General features: G+C 42.3%; 21 protein-coding genes. 11 read left to right on the plus strand and 10 right to left on the minus strand.

Annotation, left to right across the window (positions count from 1 at the left end; genetic code table 11):
- Positions 1-246: 246 nt before the first annotated feature.
- Both cysM and epsC read right to left on the minus strand, forming a co-directional pair.
- A complete protein-coding gene (cysM, locus tag AC1DRQ_RS13585; protein WP_477425178.1) occupies positions 247-1,119 on the minus strand; it encodes a cysteine synthase CysM in 873 nt (290 codons plus the stop codon).
- A 28-nt stretch (positions 1,120-1,147) separates the two neighbouring features.
- Positions 1,148-1,978, minus strand: a complete 831-nt coding sequence (gene epsC / locus AC1DRQ_RS13590) for a serine O-acetyltransferase EpsC (RefSeq protein ID WP_477425180.1) — start codon at positions 1,976-1,978, stop codon at positions 1,148-1,150.
- Between the two features lie 161 nt (positions 1,979-2,139).
- Between epsC and AC1DRQ_RS13595 the strand changes: the two genes are divergently transcribed.
- From AC1DRQ_RS13595 to AC1DRQ_RS13610, 4 genes are all read left to right on the plus strand, one after another.
- Positions 2,140-2,934: an NIPSNAP family protein gene (locus tag AC1DRQ_RS13595; protein ID WP_477425182.1), complete on the plus strand. Its 795-nt coding sequence runs from the start codon at positions 2,140-2,142 to the stop codon at positions 2,932-2,934.
- Positions 2,935-3,015: 81 nt separating this feature from the next.
- On the plus strand, positions 3,016-3,900 hold the full coding sequence (locus AC1DRQ_RS13600) for a sugar phosphate isomerase/epimerase family protein (protein WP_429399149.1): 885 nt from the start codon (positions 3,016-3,018) through the stop codon (positions 3,898-3,900).
- A 53-nt stretch (positions 3,901-3,953) separates the two neighbouring features.
- Positions 3,954-4,199, plus strand: a complete 246-nt coding sequence (locus tag AC1DRQ_RS13605; protein ID WP_477425184.1) for a hypothetical protein — start codon at positions 3,954-3,956, stop codon at positions 4,197-4,199.
- Positions 4,200-4,247: 48 nt separating this feature from the next.
- The gene (locus tag AC1DRQ_RS13610; protein ID WP_477425185.1) at positions 4,248-5,375 is read left to right on the plus strand and encodes an alpha/beta hydrolase fold domain-containing protein; all 1,128 of its coding nucleotides are present in this window, start codon (positions 4,248-4,250) and stop codon (positions 5,373-5,375) included.
- 71 nt (positions 5,376-5,446) lie between these two features.
- On the opposite strand, the gene AC1DRQ_RS13615 is transcribed toward AC1DRQ_RS13610, so the two are convergent.
- The 5 genes from AC1DRQ_RS13615 to AC1DRQ_RS13635 all read right to left on the minus strand — a co-directional run bounded on the left by AC1DRQ_RS13615 (position 5,447) and on the right by AC1DRQ_RS13635 (position 10,241).
- On the minus strand, positions 5,447-5,953 hold the full coding sequence (locus tag AC1DRQ_RS13615; protein WP_477425187.1) for a hypothetical protein: 507 nt from the start codon (positions 5,951-5,953) through the stop codon (positions 5,447-5,449).
- 206 nt (positions 5,954-6,159) lie between these two features.
- Positions 6,160-7,662, minus strand: coding sequence for a S41 family peptidase (locus tag AC1DRQ_RS13620; RefSeq protein WP_477425189.1), 1,503 nt, complete (start codon positions 7,660-7,662; stop codon positions 6,160-6,162).
- A 275-nt stretch (positions 7,663-7,937) separates the two neighbouring features.
- The gene (locus AC1DRQ_RS13625) at positions 7,938-8,732 is read right to left on the minus strand and encodes a molybdopterin-dependent oxidoreductase (RefSeq protein WP_477425191.1); all 795 of its coding nucleotides are present in this window, start codon (positions 8,730-8,732) and stop codon (positions 7,938-7,940) included.
- Positions 8,713-9,420 carry a cytochrome b/b6 domain-containing protein gene (locus tag AC1DRQ_RS13630; RefSeq protein WP_477425193.1) on the minus strand — a complete coding sequence of 236 codons (708 nt, stop codon included), beginning with the start codon at positions 9,418-9,420 and terminating at the stop codon, positions 8,713-8,715. Before AC1DRQ_RS13630 ends, AC1DRQ_RS13625 begins: the two co-directional genes overlap by 20 nt.
- 14 nt (positions 9,421-9,434) lie before the next feature.
- Entirely contained in the window at positions 9,435-10,241 is an 807-nt protein-coding gene (locus tag AC1DRQ_RS13635; RefSeq protein WP_477425195.1) for a DUF1223 domain-containing protein, read from the minus strand.
- A gap of 253 nt (positions 10,242-10,494) precedes the next feature.
- Between AC1DRQ_RS13635 and AC1DRQ_RS13640 the strand changes: the two genes are divergently transcribed.
- From AC1DRQ_RS13640 to AC1DRQ_RS13650, 3 genes are all read left to right on the plus strand, one after another.
- Positions 10,495-11,067 carry a sigma-70 family RNA polymerase sigma factor gene (locus AC1DRQ_RS13640; protein WP_477425197.1) on the plus strand — a complete coding sequence of 191 codons (573 nt, stop codon included), beginning with the start codon at positions 10,495-10,497 and terminating at the stop codon, positions 11,065-11,067.
- 11 nt (positions 11,068-11,078) lie between these two features.
- Positions 11,079-11,357, plus strand: a complete 279-nt coding sequence (locus tag AC1DRQ_RS13645) for a hypothetical protein (protein WP_477425199.1) — start codon at positions 11,079-11,081, stop codon at positions 11,355-11,357.
- Positions 11,358-11,442: 85 nt separating this feature from the next.
- Entirely contained in the window at positions 11,443-11,700 is a 258-nt protein-coding gene (locus tag AC1DRQ_RS13650; RefSeq protein WP_477425201.1) for a hypothetical protein, read from the plus strand.
- A gap of 178 nt (positions 11,701-11,878) precedes the next feature.
- Here the strand turns inward: AC1DRQ_RS13650 and AC1DRQ_RS13655 are convergent, their stop codons facing one another.
- The 3 genes from AC1DRQ_RS13655 to modA are packed head-to-tail and all read right to left on the minus strand — an operon-like array spanning position 11,879 to position 13,941.
- A complete protein-coding gene (locus AC1DRQ_RS13655) occupies positions 11,879-12,496 on the minus strand; it encodes an ATP-binding cassette domain-containing protein (protein WP_477425203.1) in 618 nt (205 codons plus the stop codon).
- Positions 12,493-13,164, minus strand: coding sequence for a molybdate ABC transporter permease subunit (gene modB / locus AC1DRQ_RS13660; protein ID WP_477425205.1), 672 nt, complete (start codon positions 13,162-13,164; stop codon positions 12,493-12,495). The genes AC1DRQ_RS13655 and modB overlap by 4 nt, the downstream gene beginning before the upstream one ends.
- 24 nt (positions 13,165-13,188) lie before the next feature.
- Positions 13,189-13,941, minus strand: a complete 753-nt coding sequence (modA, locus tag AC1DRQ_RS13665) for a molybdate ABC transporter substrate-binding protein (protein WP_477425207.1) — start codon at positions 13,939-13,941, stop codon at positions 13,189-13,191.
- 278 nt (positions 13,942-14,219) lie between these two features.
- Here modA and AC1DRQ_RS13670 point away from each other — a divergent pair, with 278 nt between their 5' ends.
- The 4 genes from AC1DRQ_RS13670 (at position 14,220) to AC1DRQ_RS13685 (ending at position 20,718) form a co-directional block, all read left to right on the plus strand.
- Positions 14,220-16,163, plus strand: coding sequence for a 7TM diverse intracellular signaling domain-containing protein (locus AC1DRQ_RS13670; RefSeq protein ID WP_477425209.1), 1,944 nt, complete (start codon positions 14,220-14,222; stop codon positions 16,161-16,163).
- 443 nt (positions 16,164-16,606) lie between these two features.
- The gene (locus AC1DRQ_RS13675) at positions 16,607-18,487 is read left to right on the plus strand and encodes a glycoside hydrolase family 30 beta sandwich domain-containing protein (protein WP_477425211.1); all 1,881 of its coding nucleotides are present in this window, start codon (positions 16,607-16,609) and stop codon (positions 18,485-18,487) included.
- Positions 18,488-18,538: 51 nt separating this feature from the next.
- Complete coding sequence (locus tag AC1DRQ_RS13680) at positions 18,539-19,771, plus strand: family 16 glycosylhydrolase (RefSeq protein WP_477425213.1); 1,233 nt, start codon at positions 18,539-18,541, stop codon at positions 19,769-19,771.
- A 92-nt stretch (positions 19,772-19,863) separates the two neighbouring features.
- Positions 19,864-20,718: a hypothetical protein gene (locus tag AC1DRQ_RS13685; RefSeq protein WP_477425215.1), complete on the plus strand. Its 855-nt coding sequence runs from the start codon at positions 19,864-19,866 to the stop codon at positions 20,716-20,718.
- Positions 20,719-20,750: the final 32 nt, after the last annotated feature.

Consider the following 20,750-nt stretch of genomic DNA (forward strand, 5'->3'; position numbering starts at 1 on the left):
CTTTAAGCCTGCTTTAAGCCTGGCAATGACGATAATGAACCCTTACCGTTGTTAACTTTTTCCACAAAAATCAAGGTTATTAACAAAGAAAAAGAAGCAAAAAGAAAGCTTCAACAATAATAATAACCTATATTATTTTGTTGAAGCTAATCTAAAGGCAATGACGGGAGAAAAGTTTTTCTGTTTTTTCTCTACTTATCGGGGATTGCTTCGTTCCTCGCAATGACGCGTGGAAAGAGGCTGAAACTACCCAAACAACTCACTGCTCAGGTACCTGTCGCCACGATCACAACAAACAAAAACAATTACCCCCTCTTTAAGTTCCTGCGCCAGTTTAATGGCTGCAGATAATGCGCCGCCGCTGCTCATACCAGCAAAAATTCCCTCAACTTTGGCCAGTTTACGGGACATTTGGACCGCATCTTCTTCAGATATATCCATTACCCTGTCAACCCGGGAGGCATCAAATATTTTTGGCAGATAAGCCTCGGGCCAACGGCGTATGCCAGGGATGGACGAACCTTCGGTAGGCTGGCAACCAACTATTTGTATATCTTTATTTTGCTCTTTTAAATACCGCGAGCAACCCATAATGGTACCGGTAGTACCCATGGCGCTTACAAAGTGGGTTATTTTGCCTTCTGTATCGCGCCATATTTCGGGGCCGGTAGTTTTCACATGGGCCATATAATTATCAGGATTAGCAAATTGGTTCAGTAAAAAATAACCGGCAGTAGTGCCTTTTTCTTCGGCATAATCCCGGCATTGCTCAATACCCTCCAGCAAGGTTACTTTAGCACCAAAAGCTTCCATGGTAAGGGTGCGCTCACGGGTGGAGTTTGATGGCATTACCAGTTCAATTTCCAGGTTAAACAAACGGGCTATCATGGCCAGGGCTATCCCGGTGTTACCGCTGGTAGCTTCAATCAGTTTAGTACCTGGTTTTATATCACCGCGCTCAACAGCACTTCTGATCATGTTTAACGAAGCCCGGTCCTTAACGCTGCCGCCAGGGTTATTACCCTCTAACTTGGCGTATATTTTTACATCGGGATTAGGGTTTAACTTCTTTATTTCAACCAGTGGTGTGTTGCCTATAATATCAATTATACCAGCCATAATATGTTTTCAATAGTATATGAATAAATTATTTCTTCCTGCCAAATAGGCGCCTGCTCAAACTTGTCAATATCCGGTGATTGGGCGTATGATACACCCTTGAATTTGGCGGCAGGCTTTTGGTTAGCCACACATTACCGCCAATAATGCTATCACGCCCTATAACTGTTTCGCCACCTAATATGGTAGAACCTGAATATATGACCACATTATCTTCAACCGTTGGGTGGCGCTTGGTGTTGGCCATACTCTTGTCAACACTTAAAGCGCCCAGGGTTACGCCCTGGTACAATTTTACATGACTGCCAATTTTACAACTTTCGCCTATTACTATCCCTGTACCATGATCAATATAAAAATACTCGCCGATCTGGGCGGCCGGGTGTATATCAATACCTGTTTTTGAGTGCGCGTATTCGGTTAATATCCTTGGTATCAATGGTACATCATCCATATATAAACTATGCGCCAGGCGATACAATGATATAGCAAAAAAGCCCGGATAAGTACGCACCACCTCAAACTCGCTGCGGGCAGCCGGATCGCCATTAAATATGGCCTGAATATCGGTGTTCAGCACCTGATAAAGCAGGGGTAATTGTTCAAAAAACCTGCCGGCCCGCTTTTTATTATTACCATCGGCACAGGCCTTTGTAACCTCCATAATATGGAACAGCTCATTCTCCAGCAGTGTAAATTCGGCTTTCAACGCTTCAACATCGGCAAATACTTTCCCGGTTTGTTCAGGGTATAGTAAATGGATAACCTGGAGCGCCCATTTAGTAATTTCTTTGTTAGACGGGACAGCTTCAAGGTTTTGCTGTTTGTTAAAAATTTGCTGATAAAACTCCTGGCTCATGTTTACAATGGGTTGTTTTGGATAACAACTATTTAAACTACAAGTTTATGGAAAAGAATGTGTTTTACATGTAAAAAGACCTTGATAATTAGTCTGTAATAATATACATACATAAAAGCAACTTTATTTTATCTTGTTACCTTTAATTTATATAACCAATCATGAAAAGACGATCATTTGTAAAGGCATCCATTTTAACCGGCGCCGCAGCAAGTATATTACCCCATAGCAGTATGGCAGCAACGGAAAAAGAAAAAAAAGGTACCGAGTTTTACGAGTTACGTACCTATATTTTAAAAAACGAAACGCAGCAAAAACTGGTTGAAGACTATTTTAAAAATGCTGCCATCCCGGCATTAAATAAATTGGGCTGTAAAAATATTGGCGTATTTACTGAACTTAAACCCGAAGGCCAAACTAAAATTTACGCCCTGATACCGTTTAACAGTCTTGCCGATTTTTTAAACGTACAGGAAAAACTTAACCTCGACCCGGCTTATCTTGAAAAAGGTGCTCCTTATTTAACCGCGCCGGCCACCGAACCCGCTTATGAACGTATAGAAAGCTCGCTGTTAAAAGCCTTTGCGCACATGCCCCAAATGCAGGTACCAAAACAAAGTTCCCGGATTTTTGAGCTGCGCCGGTATGAGCATGCTACCGAAAGTGCGGGTAAAAAGAAACTGGAAATGTTTAATGATGCCGGCGAGATTGATATTTTTAAAAAGCTTGGTTTTAACCCCGTGTTTTTTGGCGAAACCATTATCGGCGACCATCGCCCCAACCTCATTTATATGATCACTTTTGATGATCTGGATGCTAAGGCCGCGCACTGGAAGGCCTTTGGCAGCGATCCGGAGTGGAAAAAGGTAAGCAGTATCCCTGATTATGCCGATGCTAAGCTGGTGTCGCACATTACATCAACATTGTTACAGCCGGTTAGTGGCTCGCAGATTTAAACCATTCAATTAAAATTACGTCTTTTGCTTTAGTGTTCATAATACACTATATTTACATTAACCAATTTTAAAAGTAAATCAATGACTACCAGACGTTCATTTCTCAAAACTTCGGCATTGCTTTCGGCCGGACTTTTAGCGGCCCCTAATTTATTTGCATACGACAAAAAATATATAGGCCTGCAATTGTACACGGTTCGCGATGCCATGACAAAAGATCCGGCGGCGGCGCTGGCTAAAGTTGCCCAAATAGGTTATACCTCTGTTGAAGGCGCTACTTATACCGGCACCCAGTTGTTTTATGGCTCTGATGCTAAAGCATTTAAAGCGCTGTTAAAACAAAATGGCCTGATCATGCCAAGCGCGCATTATCGCCTGGGCGAGGAGCTGGTTAACGGCGCGTCACAAAAAGGCACTATCCTGAATGATTGGGAAAAAGCCGTAGCCGACGCAGCCGAGGTTGGTATAAAATATATGGTTTGCGCCTATTTATCAACGCCTGAGCGTGGTAACCTTGATCATTATAAAAAAATTGCCGAGGATTTTAACAAAGCGGGCGAAACTTGTAAAAAAGCAGGCATCCAACTTTGCTACCATAACCACGACTTTGAATTTGTACAGGAAAATGGTAAATATCCGTACGAAATCATATTACAAAACACCGATAAAAACCTGGTAAAATTTGAAATGGACCTGTACTGGGTAACCAAGGCAAACCAGGACCCCATAGCTTTAATTAATGAAAACCCCGGTCGTTTCCCGCTTTGGCATGTTAAGGATCTGGATAAAACCCCCGAAAGGAAATTTACCGAAGTAGGTAATGGTATTATCGACTTTAAAAAGATATTCACACAATCGAAAAAAGCAGGGTTACAATATTTCTTTGTAGAGCAGGATATTTGCCCCGGCGATCCGTTCGACAGCATTACCCAAAGTATTACTTACATCAAAAAGAATCTGGTATAAAAATTCTGTTACAATACCTGATATGACATCAGCCATCGTTTTAAAATAAAGCGATGGCTTTTTTATTTTATCACATTACAACTCTTGCTGCTAAATTCTTCGTAGTTATGAAAAATGATGTTACCATGATAAAATATTTGCTCATTATTTTAGCAGTATCCTTTCTGTTTGCCTGTGTGGCCGAGGCCCAATCCAACAAACCATTAATTACAGGCAAGGTAACGCCACCAAGCCCTCTTGCTGAGAAAAATCGCAGGGAATTTCTTTTATCTGACGTGCATCTACCCAAGCAGATTTAATAACAGAATAAGCGGTTTTAGTCATTATTTTTTTCATAAAATTGCCGGATGATTCGTTTTATAATCAGCATTTTACTACTGCTTGTTTCTTTACTGGCTATTTTTAAAGCCCCCGAATATTATGTATGGATGCTGGCTATTTTAATTACCGAATTCCCCTGGATATTCATGGCGCTTACCTCTATTGTTCTTTTAACAGGTTTTTATGTTGATAAATACCAGCTTGCCGGCACCGTTACCGGGATCATTGCGTTGGTGCTGTTTACTTCGCCAATAATAAGGGCCTATGTGGTATCGGCCAGCCTGAAACAAAATTTCACAGCAGCCTTTGAGCAGGATAGTACCATTACCGATGATAGCCACCCTCCCTTTAGCTTTTGGAAACAGTTTAGCGGCCCAAAAAAGATTACCCCAAAAGTGATAACCTATAACAGTTACCCAGGTTTAAACTTAACAATGGATTATTACAGCTCGCAAATTGCAGGGAAAAAACCCTGTGTTGTTGTGGTTCACGGCGGTTCCTGGAGCAAGGGCGATAATAAACAACTGCCCGAATTAAACAGCTACCTTGCCGGCATCGGCTATAATGTGGCTGCTATAAACTACCGCTTAGCGCCCGCGCATCAAAACCCTGCCCCTGTAGAGGATGTGCATGCAGCTATTAATTACCTGCGCCAACACGCCGACGGGTTACATATTGATACCAATAATTTTGTTTTGCTGGGCCGGTCGGCGGGAGCGCAGATAGCCTTGCTTGCAGCCTACACCCTGCATCAACCAGGCCTTAAAGCGGTTATTGATTATTACGGACCAGCAGATATGGTTTGGGGCTACTCTACACCAGCGAGTCCGCTTGTTATGGATTCGCGCAAGGTAATGGAGGATTATTTAGGTGGTACTTACAAGCAGGTATCTCAAAAATATGCTGCCAGCTCACCAATTGAATTTGTGAACCGACAATCAATCCCCACACTTATTATTCATGGCGATAATGATGTGCTGGTTTCGCCAGAGCATAGCCGTAGACTGAACGCAAAACTGGAACAAAACGGCATAAAACATTTTTTGCTTAAACTACCCTGGGCCACGCACGGTTTCGATTATAATTTAAATGGCCCCGGCGGCCAATTAGCTACCTACACGGTGGAGCGGTTTTTAAAGGTGGTGACTAAGTAATATGTCACTTGGGGCAAGAGAGAGAGAGAGAGAGAGAGAGAGAGAGAGAGAGAATGCTTTGATATATTATTTTATAAGTATCCGCAAGTTTTTAAACCTGTAAGTAATGCAATTAGCCCCGAAACGATTGCTACCCATAATCCCAATTTTTCTATTATTGGTTTTTTAGAGATAGCATCAGGAGTATTCGTATTGATAGTTTGCTTCGCTATTTTATTATCACGGGATAAGTCCTGATGGATGCTTCCTGAATGGACGGTGTTATTATAGTTGATAACTGGTTGTGGCGATGGTTCTTTTTTAATGCCTTTATCTTTAATATAATTTATACATAAATCAATCATTTTACGGCCTCTTTCTCTTTGCGACTGTTCTGTTTCAGACTGCACAGCATTTAAGTTAGGCCAAAACGTATGGCTACTTAATAACCCGTATTGCTTGGAGTCTTTCCCAATAAATTTTTCAACTAAATCCAGTGTTTCATTTCTCCAAAACTCGTCGTCAGCGTTGGGAAAATTATCTATTTTTTGCCTTTGCTTTTCAAATAGTGCAATGACTTTGATATTTTCTTGGTTCATAAAAAAAGAGGTTATTGGTTTAGCCTCTTAAAGTTAATAAATGTTTTACAGCTATTAATCTTTAGATAAATCAGTGTGTTTAATATATTTCCCAATTTTTTTATAAAATCTAAGTTAGCTTGCATTTGATCTATTGTCTGCTTTTCATTTTAGGTTTTCGCAGGGTCCTCTCCGAGAGACCCTACGCGAACAAAAAATTGCCGTTCCTATTTAATCAGATCAAGCGCTTTTTTTATATCCAGGTCTGCTTTATCCACAACATCTTCGGGACTGTACACAACCGTATAATCGGGCATAATACCATGGCCCGGCACCGGGTGTTTGGCAACTGAAACAAAACGCAACAACGGAAACTCCGCAACGACATGTGTATTAGGCAATGTTAAATGCTGTATGGTGCCGCCGCTGCAACCTTCAGCGCCGCCTGCGGTTTCCCGGCCAACAAACCGGGCGTTTTTACAAAATGTTTTAATGGCTATGGCAGAGTGCGCACCTGCAGAAAATGTTGCCCCATCAATTAAAACAATCAAATTGCCGCTAAAATGGGCTGTTTTATGAAGCGCCGTAATGCCAAGCAAATCGCCAAAAACAGGTTTAAAATCAACATGATAATAAGCACCCTCTTTAATCCCCGTTGGCTTAAAGCTTTGGTTAAAGCTTGCTGTTCGCGTGGTATCAAAGTATTTTTCAAAATGATTTACCGCAGGGTTGGGTATTCTTGATTTTACATCGCCCACCATAGCAAAAGGCGAATCGGCCAGGTAGGTCAATAGTTTTGCTCCTATCCTGATGTCGCCCCCTGTATTATGCCGCAGGTCAATGATCAGGTTTTTTATTCCTTTTTCATGGATCTGTTTAAATGCCTCCTTAAAAATAATAGTATCATTGTACTGATAGCTATGAACCTCAAACCACGCGGCTGATGAGTTTTTCAGAAACCGGAGTGGTAAATAATCCGTGTTTTTGGCAATAGTCCAACCGGCATAGTTATCAACCACTTTTGCGGGCGTGAGTTGGGAGGCACCATCAGCAGGCGCATCAACCTGCATGGTTTTTAATATCCCCTGTTTAGTACGCAAGTTGACACGATAAGGAGCTGCCCAGTGATAATACTTATTACAGGCATCTTCAAAGCCATCATACTCGCTTAAAAATAACTCTTTAAATGTTTCATTGTACCCATCGCCCGCATATAGATCGGCACCATGGTTAATTATTGCTGCAACAGGAACATTATTAATACTTAATATTTCATCGCCGGTATTAAGATCAGCCGTTTGATGGGTAGTGACCCAGGTCCGGCCATTGCGAACCAGCACCTCAAAGGGCAGATGCGGTGCTTTTTCGCCTTTATATCCTGCAGAGTGCCTCAACTGGGTATGCCCGCACCGGAGTTTGCTCAACAAAGGATAAACGTGACTGATAAAGTCTGTTTCAGACTGTGGGGTGTCGATAGCCGCGACCGTTTGATCATAAACTTTCTGCATACTATCCGCAGGCGTATACATACCATAAGCAGGGTGCATTTCTTTTATTGCCGACCAAAGGATAAAAAGATCATCGTGCATACTTTTTACCGATAGTTTATGCGCGGCAGTATCTGCAATATCCGTTTTTGATGATGGCTGTTTTTTAGTCTCTTGCTGACCGCAACCCACAATTAGAATAGCGATGAATAAATAAAGAATGATTTTAGTGTTTAGGCCCATTGCAGCTATATTGTATTATAATATCACTAAAGATAATAAAATACAATACATAATATTTATAACTGTTTCGAGAGTAATAGCCCATCAAAAGACATGGCGAACAAATAATGTCCCAAAAAGGGGATGTCTTTTCATGGACTATTTGGTAGGTTAAATTCCCTCCTTGGGGAGGGGCGCGATGGTTTGTGTAATGGCAGGGAGGGGTTTATTCATGATGTAGGTCGCATAAACCCCTCCCTACACCCTCCCGTCGGGAGGGAATCGCACTTGCCTGGCTATAAGCCCGAATAATAATCATAACCCTGCTCGGCCCAGTAATCGCGTGGGCGGCTGTTGCTAAAGCTGATACTACCTATGCGTTTCAGATTTTTTATGCCGTATTTAACAGGTATAATAAGCCTTAATGGGGCACCGTGTTTTGGCGGGAGTGGTTGTTCATTTACCTCATAAGCCAGCAGGGTTTGCGGGTGCATGGCGCTGGGCATATCAATACCTACATAGTATTCCTTATCGGGTGTTTCCATACCAACATACTGTAGCTGTGTTTGATCGTCGAGCTTATAATGGCTTATAAAATCGCTGAATTTTACACCACCCCAGTGCGATATCTGATCCCAACCTTCAACACACTTAAAATCGTATATGATATCAGTTTTGGGCAATGCCTTTATTTCATCCAGGGTGATCTGCAACACCTGGCCCGATTGTTTTTTTACCTGTAATTTCCAGGCGGCAACATCAATTTTTCCTTCAGATCCTATATCGCTGTTATGGCGTACATTTTTGGCGGCCATTTCTTTGGGATAGGTTTTAACCAGGTTATTATTACTAAAAAGCTTGCGCATGGCCAGCTCGGTTGTATTTAAAGCCCTCCTTAGTGGTTTGCGGGCGCCCGCTGTTATGGTTGCAATTTCCTCGGGTGAATTGTACAACCACTTCCATCCACCATAAGCAGCGCCAGATAGCACTATAAAGCTGCCAAATGAGATAAAGTTACGCCTCGTGATCTTCTGATCAACGGTAAGTGGTTTTTTGGGTCCTTTATTTTTTTTACTGAATGGGTTTTTCATCGCTTGGTGTAGTAGTTTCAATAGTTGGTTTTGGTTCTTCATTCACAACTTCAAATCCCGATATAACCGATCTGAAATTATTCCATCCGGCAAGTACAACCTGCACCACGTGCACCACAAAGAAAAGCACATAGCCAATGGTTAATGCAAAATGAAGAATACGGGCAAGGTGGTAGCCGCCACAAAGCCAGGTTAAATAGTAAAACTGTACCGGCTTGTAAATAGCCAGGCCGGTTATTAACGATCCGAGGCCCATCACAATAATTGCCGTATAGGCAATACGCTGGGCCGCGTTATATTTATTTTGAGGCGGTGCCATCTTACGGATATGAAGATCATGCAGCAGCACCAGCCAGGCCTCTTTAAATGATTTTTTTTGAGGTACCAGCTCCCGCCATTCGCCCGATATGATGGTATACAGTACATATAATATGCCGTTCAATGCAAAAAACCACATAAACAAAAAGTGAAAAGCCATCCCCTCGGCCAGGCGGTGCGGTATGTGCAGCTTATCATAAAACCACTGCGGAAAAAAGCTGAAATAGGTATGCCCAAACAGGGTTATCTTATATTCGTCATTGGCCCAGTAAATAAGCATCCCGCTCCATATCATAATAGTAAGTATCGGAAAGTTTACCCAATGGGTCCACCGCATGGCTAAGGGGTGTTTTTCTTTAATGACTTTCATATTTGCATTTTATATTATTTGTTTGCATTAACGGCCGGGCTAAAATCAGACTTTGCCGCGGCCAAAATTACACCGTTGGTCTTGTTTTGCACAAAGCCTATTATTTCCCAATCCTGTGTGTTAAATCCATCGGGCAGGGCAATGATGGTATTACCATTCCCGCTGGGGTTTAAAGGTAAACTTTGTGTTTTACGAACAATTTGAACATGCGATAGGGTGTGCCCGCCATTTTCGCCACGTTCGACTTTGGTTTGGGCTGCTTTTTGTACTACGGCCAAAAACAGACTGGCATTTTTTTCGGCTCCGCTTGCATGATATTGTACAGTAAGCTTGCCCTGATCTTTTTGCGCGTTAAGTGTTAATGTTGAGGTGGGGGCTGTCTGCAATCCGGCAGTGATGGCGTTACGCAAATTGCCTTCTTCTGAGCCTACAAACTCCTTTTTCCCGTTCACTACAATTTGCGGGGTATAAACCGATTTAAGCTTGAGCCAGGTAGCATACTCATTTTGTCTTTTTGAGTATTCGGCGCTGCTAAAAACATCTTTCCAGCCAAGCCGGTTCCAGTAATCAACATGAAAAGCCAGTATATATACCTGCATATCCTTGTCTTCTTTTTGTATCCTGGCTACCAGTGCATCAGCAGGCGGGCAGCTTGAACAGCCTTCGGATGTAAATAACTCCACAACAGCAAAGCCTTTGCCATCAACTTTTAAATTATCCTTTTTCACTAAGGCTTTATCCCGATGATTTATGAATGAGGCTAAAATCATTACTGCAATTGCAAAACCGGCAGTAATGGCAAATATTTTAATCGGTTTCATATTTTTTTAGTTTGATATACGTTTTTCCGGCTTAGTCGGGTTGGGTTTAATAACCTTACAATAAATTCTATTTTTTTCTTTCGGATGGTGGCGTATTATAAGCACCGGTATAGATTATTTATAATCAATTGGGTATATGTAAATTTAGCTAATAAATAATGCAGTATAAAATAACATAAAACACGCGCGGTTATTTGTAAGGATATACGTGTATTAACGACTAACGGATTAAATGTTATGATCAATTTTATTAATGGCAACTGAAAATCATTTGTTGGATCCACATCATTGGGTTAAGGCCCATGCCGATTACCTGTACGCATACACGCTATCGCGTATTAATAACGAGGAGCAGGCTAAGGATCTGGTACAGGAAACTTTTTTGGCAGCTTTAGAAAAAGCAGACAGGTTTGAAGGTAAAAGTTCTGAACGCACCTGGCTTACCGCTATACTGAAAAATAAGATAGTGGATGTTTACCGTAAAAAGTCGTCGGGCCTGGGGAATATAGCCGAGAAAAAAGCGGAAGAAGAACAACAGGACTTTTTTGATGAGGATACCGGGCACTGGAATGATGCCTATAAGCCCTTACCATTTGGCATTGAAGATCATGACCCGCTTGTGAATAAAGAGTTTAACCAGATACTGCAAAAATGCCTGCAAAAATTACCCGGCCTATGGATGTCTGTTTTCACGATGAAGCATATGGATGATGCCGCCACTGAATTTATTTGCAACGAATTGAAAGTTAGCCAGGCAAACTTTTGGGTTATTATTCACAGGGCCAAGCTTAACCTGCGGGCTTGTCTTCAAAAAAACTGGACTTAAAAAATTAGCTTATGAATCACTTAAAAAAAATCATGTACAACTGCAAGCAGGCTACTTTACTGATCGAAAAAAAACAGATCAAAAAACTTAGCTTTCGGGAAGCCATCGAGTTAAGGATCCACCTGGCTGGTTGTTCTATGTGTAAACTGTATAATAAACAGAGCCATGTGATCAATACCATGGTTCACCAGCTTTTTCATGATTCCATGCAATCATCAGCTCCAACACTTGATGACGATTTTAAAAAAGAGTTGCAGGAACGGATAGAAGAAGAACTGAATAAAAACTAAAATACTTTGTAAGGTTTGTCCGGTCCGCCCGACTAAGGTTGAAATGTTAATAAGAACCACAACATTAAAAACTAAAAATCAAAGTATGAAATCAATTATTTCGGGCGCATTAGCCGCAGGTTTAGTAGCTGTATGTTTATCGGTAAATGTACAGGCCAGGTCATTGTCTCCAGTGTTAACAAAAACATCAACTACCGCGGTAAGTGATACCGGCAAAATGTCTAAAATGGATAAGATGTCTCACGGCAAAAAAATGGACAAAATGGAAAAGAAAAAAATGGATAAGATGTCTAAAGGAAAGATGGATAAGAAAATGGCTAAAGACACTTCAGGTAAAATGTGAGTTGTTTTTTTTTTGAAAGGGGAGGTAATGCTCCCCTTTTTATTGCCGCCGGTGCTGTAATAAAACCCTCAACTGTCATCCTGAACTTGTTTCATGATCTCTCAGAACAGGTTATCCGCTATGCCACACAAGCCTATCTCGTGGGATGCCGAAACAAGTTCGGCATGACTGTCATTCATTACTCAAACACCATTTCCTCATCAGTAAGCTCCTCCAGTTCCTGCGGATTGTGACTTACAATGAGGGTAGTTGTTCCAAGCTCTTTTAAAACAACTTTCAATTCCGCAATCAGCTCCGTTTTCATTTTAGGGTCAAGGGCCGAGAATGGCTCGTCCATTAAAAGTAGTTTGGGTTTGGTGGCCAGGGCTCTTAATATGGCCAGTCGCTGTTGCTGCCCACCAGACAGGTAGTCGGGTTTGTGTAGGGCAAAAGTATCCAGTTTACCCAATAATAGTAATCGTTTTATCCATTGCTCGTCGGTAGTGGCATATTGCAGGTGTTGCTTAACCGTCATGTTGGGGAACAATGCATATTGCTGAAAAACAAACCCGGTATTCCTTTTTTGTGCAGGCAGGTTTATCCTGGCATCACTATCAAACCAGGTAATCCCATTGGCTACAATAGTACCGGCTTCGGGAGTTACTAACCCGGCTATGGTTTTCAGGAAAGTGGTTTTTCCGGTACCCGATGGACCATATATTTTGGTAATGCTGCCGCTTACAAATTGCCTGTTAACCTGCAATACCTGCTGCCCATGGTAGGCCTTTAGCTTTTTTTCAATGGCTATACTGATCATTCCAATGGGCTTTTTGCCTGGTATTTATTAAACACAAAAACGGCTATCACCAACACAAAAGTAATGGAAAATAAAATGAGCGAATAGTTATTGGCCGCAACATAATCCATTTTTTCAACCGAGTCATACACCGCTATTGATGCTACCCGGGTTATGCCGGGTATATTACCCCCAATCATCAGCACCACGCCAAACTCGCCTAAGGTATGTGCAAAGGTAAGCACTATGGCTGTTAACAACGATGGTTTAATGTTGGGCAGCAGCACGCTTTTAAAGGTTTGCCATTCTGTTTTACCTAAGGTGTATGATGCTTCTGACAGCGCCGCCGGCAATTGCTGTAGGGCTGATTTTACCGGGCCAACCATAAATGGCATACTATAAATAACCGATGCCAGCACCAGGCCCTGAAACGAGAATACAAATTGCACATTAAACGTATGCTGTAGCCATTTACCTATACCATGCTGCGGACTAAAAGCCAGCAACAAATAAAAACCCAGTACCGATGGCGGCAGCACCAAAGGCATGGTAATAATAGCTTCCACAATAATTTTAAAAAACGACCGCCCCCTTGAAAGCCACCAGGCAAACGGCAGCCCAATCAGCAGCAGCAACAGGGTAGTAATGCCTGCTAATTTTAAGGTAAGCCATATGGGCGAAAGATCCATCAGTAAAATGATTGGTTTATATTTTTATTGCAGACGGTAACCGTACTCCATAAATATTTTTTTTGCAGCCGGGCTTAAAATGTACTGATAAAATTTTTCGGCTTTAGGGTTATTCGCGGCATGTTTTAACAATATCATACCCTGCAATATAGGCGCGTAATCTTTGGGATCAATGATCTGATAATACAGCTGTACTTTACTGCCGGCATCCTTAATCAGGGCTTGTGTAGTAAATCCAATGTCGGCCACTCCTGTTGTAATGTAGGTGTTTACCTGCGATATACTTTCGCCATAAACAATTTTGTTTTTCACATTATCTAAAACACCTTTACGTTGCAATACATCCTGCGCCGCTTTGCCATAGGGCGCAATGGCCGGGTTGGCTATGGCTATTTTTTTTACCCTTGCAGTCATTAATGTGCGTTCCCAGTTATTAAAACCTATATTTTGCGAACTGCAAATAATTAAACTTCCAGTAGCATACACTACCGGTTTTTTTACGGCGAAACCCGTTTTGAACAGCGTTTCAGGAAACCTCATATCTGCCGATAAGAACACGTCAAAAGGAGCGCCGTTGCTTATCTGAGCCACCAATTTTCCTGACGAACCAATAACGGGTTCAATGATAATGCCTGTTTTTTGCTTAAAATCTTTTTGCAAAACTTCAATTACCGATTGCAGGTTTGCTGCTGCTGCAACCCTTATGTTTTGCGCAAATAACGAATTATGCAGAAAAACAGCAGTAACCGTTAAAAATATGAGCAGTTTTTTATTCATGTTAGTAATTGATTTAACCCGCTTTTGCTTAAAATAACAAGATACTAATATACATTGTTAGTAAATGCGTATCTTATTTTTTGATTCATTGCCTTAAAAAAACACTAAATTATTGGGATAATAGCTGTTTAACCCGTTAAATGACGGAATTTGCCCCCGTTAAATAACTGTATTACTTACCTTTAATAGGATTATAAAAAGAAAAATATTATAATTGTGTCCCCCGGCCTGACGCTAACCAAAAGAAACCCCTCTTTCGTGCCTGTAGTATCTAAACTATGGGTACGAAAGTTCTTATTCAGCATGTGAACATGTTTAAATTTTTACTGAGATCCTTAACATCCGCCACGGTACTTTTTTTGTACCTTATTATAAACGTATCCGCACAAACTACAGTAGCTATAAACGACAAGGTTCAACAGCATATATTTGAGTATCGCCAGATTTCCTTTTTAGAAGATACTACCGGTAATCTTACTTTTAACCAGATAAAAGTCCTTGCATCAGCCGGTGGCTTTAAAGTTAACCAGGAACCCACCCCGGTAACCCGGCATCCAAATTCAGCTTATTGGTACCGCCTTAAGGTTGGTAAAAATCCAGGTACCAAAAACAACTGGATCCTGGAGTTTTTTGACCAAACCATTGATAGTATTACGGTTTACTCGCCCACTGCTCCAAATACTTTTGCAGCAACATCCCTGGGAAGTAAGCACCCGTTTTCGGCAAGGTTTTATCTGCACAAAAATTTCAGTTTAAATATTGATCCCAATACAAATAGCGAAGGCGTTTATTATGTCCGCATCAGGTCAAACCATTCTGTAAATGTCATCATCGTACTGCGCACGGTAAGCCGGTTTATCAGTTATGCGCTTGATGAGTATTTCTTTTTCGGTGTTTTTTATGGGATGATACTGGTATTTGGCTTGTATAACCTCATGATGTTTATAGCCATGCGGCAGGTACAATACCTGTATTACATTGCCTATAACTTAAGCATTGGCTTATATGAAATGTGTGCCGATGGTATTGCTTACCAGTATATATGGCCAAATTTACCGGCATGGAATCAAAACGCGTATGGCATAGCCCTGTTTGCCGCAAGTATTTTTGCCGTGCTGTTTACACAAAGCCTGCTCAATTTAAAAGTTAATGCACCGCGCTTAAATAAGGTGATTAGCTGGGTAATTGTACTGCGCAGCCTGTATTTTGTGGCTTGCCTTACTATTAATAACAGTTGGTTCAATTACAAGATCATTGAATTTATACCCCTGTCGCTGGCATTTTATGCCGGTTGCTATACCCTGCTCACGGGGTATAAGCCCGCCCGCTTTTTTGTTATTGGATATACCTTTTTGCTTGTTGGCTTTATTATTAAAAGCTGCATTGCGCTCAATATGTGGTGGCTGCCGGTTACAGAGTTTGATTACTATAGCCTGAGTGTTTGTTTCATTATGGAAATGCTGTTCATATCATTTGCCATAGGCGATAAGGTAAGGATATTGAAAAACGAAAAGGATGATGCACAGCAGCGCATTATTATGCAAATGAAGCAAAATGAAGAGTTAAAGGATGTACTGAATAAACGCCTGGAAGAGCAGGTGCAGGAGCGCACCAAAGAGCTGGTTGAGAAATCATCTATGATAGCCGAGCAGAACGAGGAGTTAAAATCAGTTAACGAGTTATTGCAGCAACAGGCCGAGGAAATTTCGCGGATGAATGTGCTGCTTGAAAAGGATAACATCATTTTGCATAACGACATTGAGAAAGTAACCCACGACCGTGTAATGTCTGCCGAGGTTGATTTTGAAGAGTTCAGCAAAATATATCCCGACCGCGAAACCTGCTTCAAATTCCTGTCTGATCTGAAATGGGAAAACGGTTATGCCTGCCGCAAATGCAGCAACACTCATTATGGTAGCGGGCATTTACCTTATAGCCGCAGGTGTTCCAAATGCGGCTACGAAGAGTCGGTAATAGCCTATACCATTTTACAAAACACGCGCATACCTATTAACAAGGCTTTTTATATGATATTTTTAATGTACTCAACCAAAGGTAAAATATCATCACATAAACTATCCGAGATCCTGTCCATCCGTCAAAGCACTTGCTGGGCCTACAGTTCGCGCATTAAAAAGGTAATGGAAAGCAAGAAAAAAGAGATCAAAGATGCCGGCAATAAAGGTTGGAGCAAACTGGTTATTGACAACACTGCCAATTAAATATACCTGTATATTAACCTGTTATCGTATTATTAGCCATAATAATACCTCCACTTTTTTTCTTTAAAATTAATTGCGATATAAGCGTATCACAAATATTTATTGCCTTCTTAAAAACCATCCCTATAACGTTCAACAGCCCTTTTCTAATAAGGTCATGCCTGTGTCTAAAGCGTATCGAATTTAATATAACTTATTATTAATCAGTTATTTATGAACATTTTACTTGCTTGTTACGTTTAAAATAATATAAATTTGTAGTAACAATTATAAACCATACTAAACCTGTCATCCCCCTAAAAAAATTGCGGTGGTGTATTTGATACACGGGCTTTAAAATTCAATGTTTTAAGGCTTGGTTAAATTCGTCATGGGGTTTACCGATGCGGGCTGGTATGTGCCGTGAAATTAATATGCTATCAAACCAATTAAATAATTACTTTATGAAAATCAATTACAATTTAAAGTGGCTGGCTGTGTTCACGCTGCTGCCCGCGGCGATATTTTATTCCTGCAAAAAGGATTCGCGCGGTACAGCAATGGCCCAAACTCCAACAACCGAAACTGTATCACGTGCCGCAAATGAAGTGGTTAATGCATGGGTAACTACGTCCGACAAGTCGAAGCTATTGCAGGCACAAACCAGCTTTAATTTTGCCGCGGATGCCGGCACCAATCCTACCACCGTAACCGTTGACGAGAACACTACCTACCAGGGTATTGACGGCTTTGGCTTTACCTTAACCGGGGGCAGCGCCGGTTTACTCAACGGACTTGGCGGCAACCAGGCTGCTGTGCTGAGCGAACTATTCGGCACGGCCAACGGCCAGATAGGCATCAGTTATTTACGGATCAGCATTGGGGCATCCGACTTAAGCTCCAGTGATTTTACCTACAACCAAACATCGGGCGATGTGAATATGAATAACTTCAGCATCAGCCAGGAAAATCAGGATATGCTACCTATCCTCAAAAAGATCATCGCCATAAACCCTGGCATTAAGATCCTTGCCACTCCCTGGACAGCCCCAACCTGGATGAAAGTAAATACCACTGGCAATAACGGCTACACCGGCGGCAGCTTAAACACCGCTTATTATGATGCCTATGCCCGTTACTTTGTAAAATACATACAAGCCATGCAGGCTCAGGGCATAACCATTGATGCCATTACCCCACAAAATGAGCCGCTTAACCCATATAATAATCCAAGTATGGTAATGCAGGCTAATGAGCAGGCCAACTTTATAAAGAATAACCTTGGTCCGCAATTGCGTGGCGCTGGGTTAAATACCAAGATCATTGCTTATGATCATAATGCCGATGTACCCAGCTATGCCACAACCGTATTGGGTGATCCTGGCGCTAACCCTTATGTTGATGGCTCTGCGTTTCACCTGTATGCAGGCGATATAAGCGCTTTAACTGGTGTGCACAACGCTTACCCTAATAAAAATGTTTATTTCACCGAGCAATGGGTGGGCGCGCCAAGCAACTTTGGCGGCGACTTATCATGGCATGTAAATACACTGATCATTGGCGCAACCCGCAACTGGAGCCGCAACGTGCTGGAATGGAACCTTGCTGCCGATCCCAACAACAACCCGCACACGGCCGGTGGTTGCAGTACTTGCCTGGGCGGTATTACGGTAAGCGGTACTTCCATAACCCGCAATGTTGGTTATTATATTATTGGCCACGCGGCCCGGTTTGTAAGGCCTGGCGCTGTCAGGATCTCGTCAAACCTGTCGGGCAGCATCCAGAACGTTGCCTTTAAAAATTCTGATGGCAGCAAGGTGCTTATCGCGCTAAACAATGGTTCATCAACCGTGAGCTTTAAGGTAAAATGGGGTGCGGAGTCATTTACTTACAGCCTGGCAGCAGGTGCGGTGGCAACCTTCAAATGGTCGGGCACACAATCATCTGGCGGCGGCGGTGGCGGCGCGCCAATCGGCTCAACCATCACCCTAAAAGGAATCAATAACCAATATGTAAGCAGCGAGAATGGCACACAAGCCATGAACTGCAACCGGCCAACAGCATCGGGATGGGAAACATTTACCGTGGTTGATGCCGGGGCGGGTAAAATAGCTCTGCAAAGCCAGGGAAAATATGTATCCTCAGAAAACGGTGCACAGGCTATTACCTGTAACCGTACTTCCTATGGTGACTGGGAAAAATTTGACTGGGTGGTAAATGCCGACGGTAAAATTTCATTAAGGGGCAACAATAGCAAATACATATCGAGCGAAAACGGAACCCAGCCCATGACCTGCAACCGCGCAACCATATCAGGATGGGAGGCTTTTGGCGTAAACCAATAAGCACATGATCAATTATGCAAACCAATTAATTGTTATACAAAAACCGATCTTATGAAACTATTTTTAAATTATGTGAAAGGTGCCCTTATGGTAATGGCCCTTATGGTGTTAACAGCATCCTGCAAAAAAGACCTGAGTAAACCCGCTGCCTCGCAGACCGACCCAACACAAGTTACCACCCCACGGGCCGGTACGCTGGTATGGGCCGACGAATTTAATGGCACCAGCGTAAACACCTCCAACTGGAACATTGATAACGGCAACCCCAATGTTAATAATGAAAAAGAGTACTACCAATCGGCCAATGCCACGGTAGGGGGCGGTTTATTGACCATTACTGCACGCAAACAAACTGTGGGTGGTCAGCCTTATACCTCGGCCAAATTAACTACCGCAGGCAAATTTCAGCCAACTTATGGCCGTATTGAGGCGAGTATTAAACTACCCGCGGTACAGGGTACATGGCCCGCTTTCTGGATGCTGGGCGCAAATATAAGCTCGGGCACTCCATGGCCAAGCTGCGGCGAAATTGACATTATGGAGCAGGTAAACACCTCCAATACCATATTAGGAACTATGCACTGGGGTATAAATGGAAACCAGCATACCCAATATGGTAACAGCACCACCACAACCCCAACCAACTTCCATACTTATGCTGTTGAATGGGATACCAACTCCATCCGCTGGTATGTGGATAATACACTGTATGTAACCGGCAATATTGCCAACAATATCAATGGTACCGGGGCATTCCATAATCCATTCTTCATCATCCTTAACCTGGCCATTGGTGGCGATTTACCGGGCAATACCATTAATGACGCTGCCCTGCCTTGTAATATGCAGGTTGATTATGTACGGGTATACGATCTGTCGGGAACTGGTGGTGGCACTACCAACCCTCCAATTGGGCAAAACGTAACCTTTAAAGGTTTTAATAATCAATATGTAAGCGGCGAAAACGGCACACAGGCCATGAACTGTAACCGTCCAACAGCATCGGCATGGGAAACATTTACCGTAGTTGATGCCGGCGGCGGCAAAGTGGCTTTACAAAGCCAGGGCAAATATGTATCGTCAGAAAACGGCACGCAGGCCATTACCTGTAACCGCGCTACCTTTGGCGACTGGGAAAAATTTGACTGGATAGCTACTACAGATGGGAAAGTTACTTTAAGAGGCAATAACGGTAAATACATTTCGAGCGAAAACGGTACACAGCCCATGACCTGTACCCGCGCTACGGCCTCGGGTTGGGAAGCTTTTGGTATAAATCAATAAAAAACCTTTTATATTTAGCCTGCCTTTGTATAAAAGGCAGGCTTTTTATACACCTGATGAAAAACTTTATAGGATTTTGCTTTGCTCTTATTATGAGCACACATCTGTTATATGCACAATCTATCGAAAAAAAGTTGCAGCTATCCTTAGCTACGGGTTATCAGCAGGAAAATTTTCACTGGTCAATAGCTGGCAACATTACCGGGCAAAACCCCAATATTTATTCTGAGCTTAAATGGAAACGGCTTGGCGGGCAAAGCATTAACGCGGCTGCGCAATGGAATATATGGAAGCGGTTTTCCATATATGCTGATTATTCCAGGCAGTTCATATCATCAGGTACTATAACCGATACCGATTATGGGGCCGACAACCGCAGCAACCCTACCTATAATGAAACATTTAATGGCGATAAAGGCAACACACAAGCATGGAGTGCAGGAGCCGGGTTTATCCTTTTTAATAATAATCTTTTTAGCCTGGTCCCTTATGCCGGATACGGAACTAATACACAGTCGTTGCACCTGTTTGATCGCAGCGGAAACTTCCCCAACCTGAACAGCATTTATCAAACCACGTGGAAAGGACCTTTTATAAAGGTAACTTCTTCTATAAGGATCATAAAGAAATTTAAATTCGCTGCTGATATTACCTACAACCAGGTAAGCTATAACGGCAAAGCCAACTGGAATTTGATCCAGAGTTTTCAGCACCCGGTGAGCTACCGTCATCATGCAAGCGGTTATGGGATCAATGCAGGCGGGCAATTTGTTTATACCGTGTACCATAACCTCGAGGTACATGCAGGCGGCGGATATTTTAGCTGGCAAACAGGTACCGGCACCGATGAGCTTTACCTTAACAACGGCCAAACCGATAAAACCCAATTGAACGAAGCCGTGCGTAACGGCTTCAGGCTGCAGGGTGGGATAGGCCTGGCTTTTTAATATTTCTCCTGATTACAGCCCACTTAGCGGCT

The organism is Mucilaginibacter sp. P4_E8, from assembly GCF_056401495.1.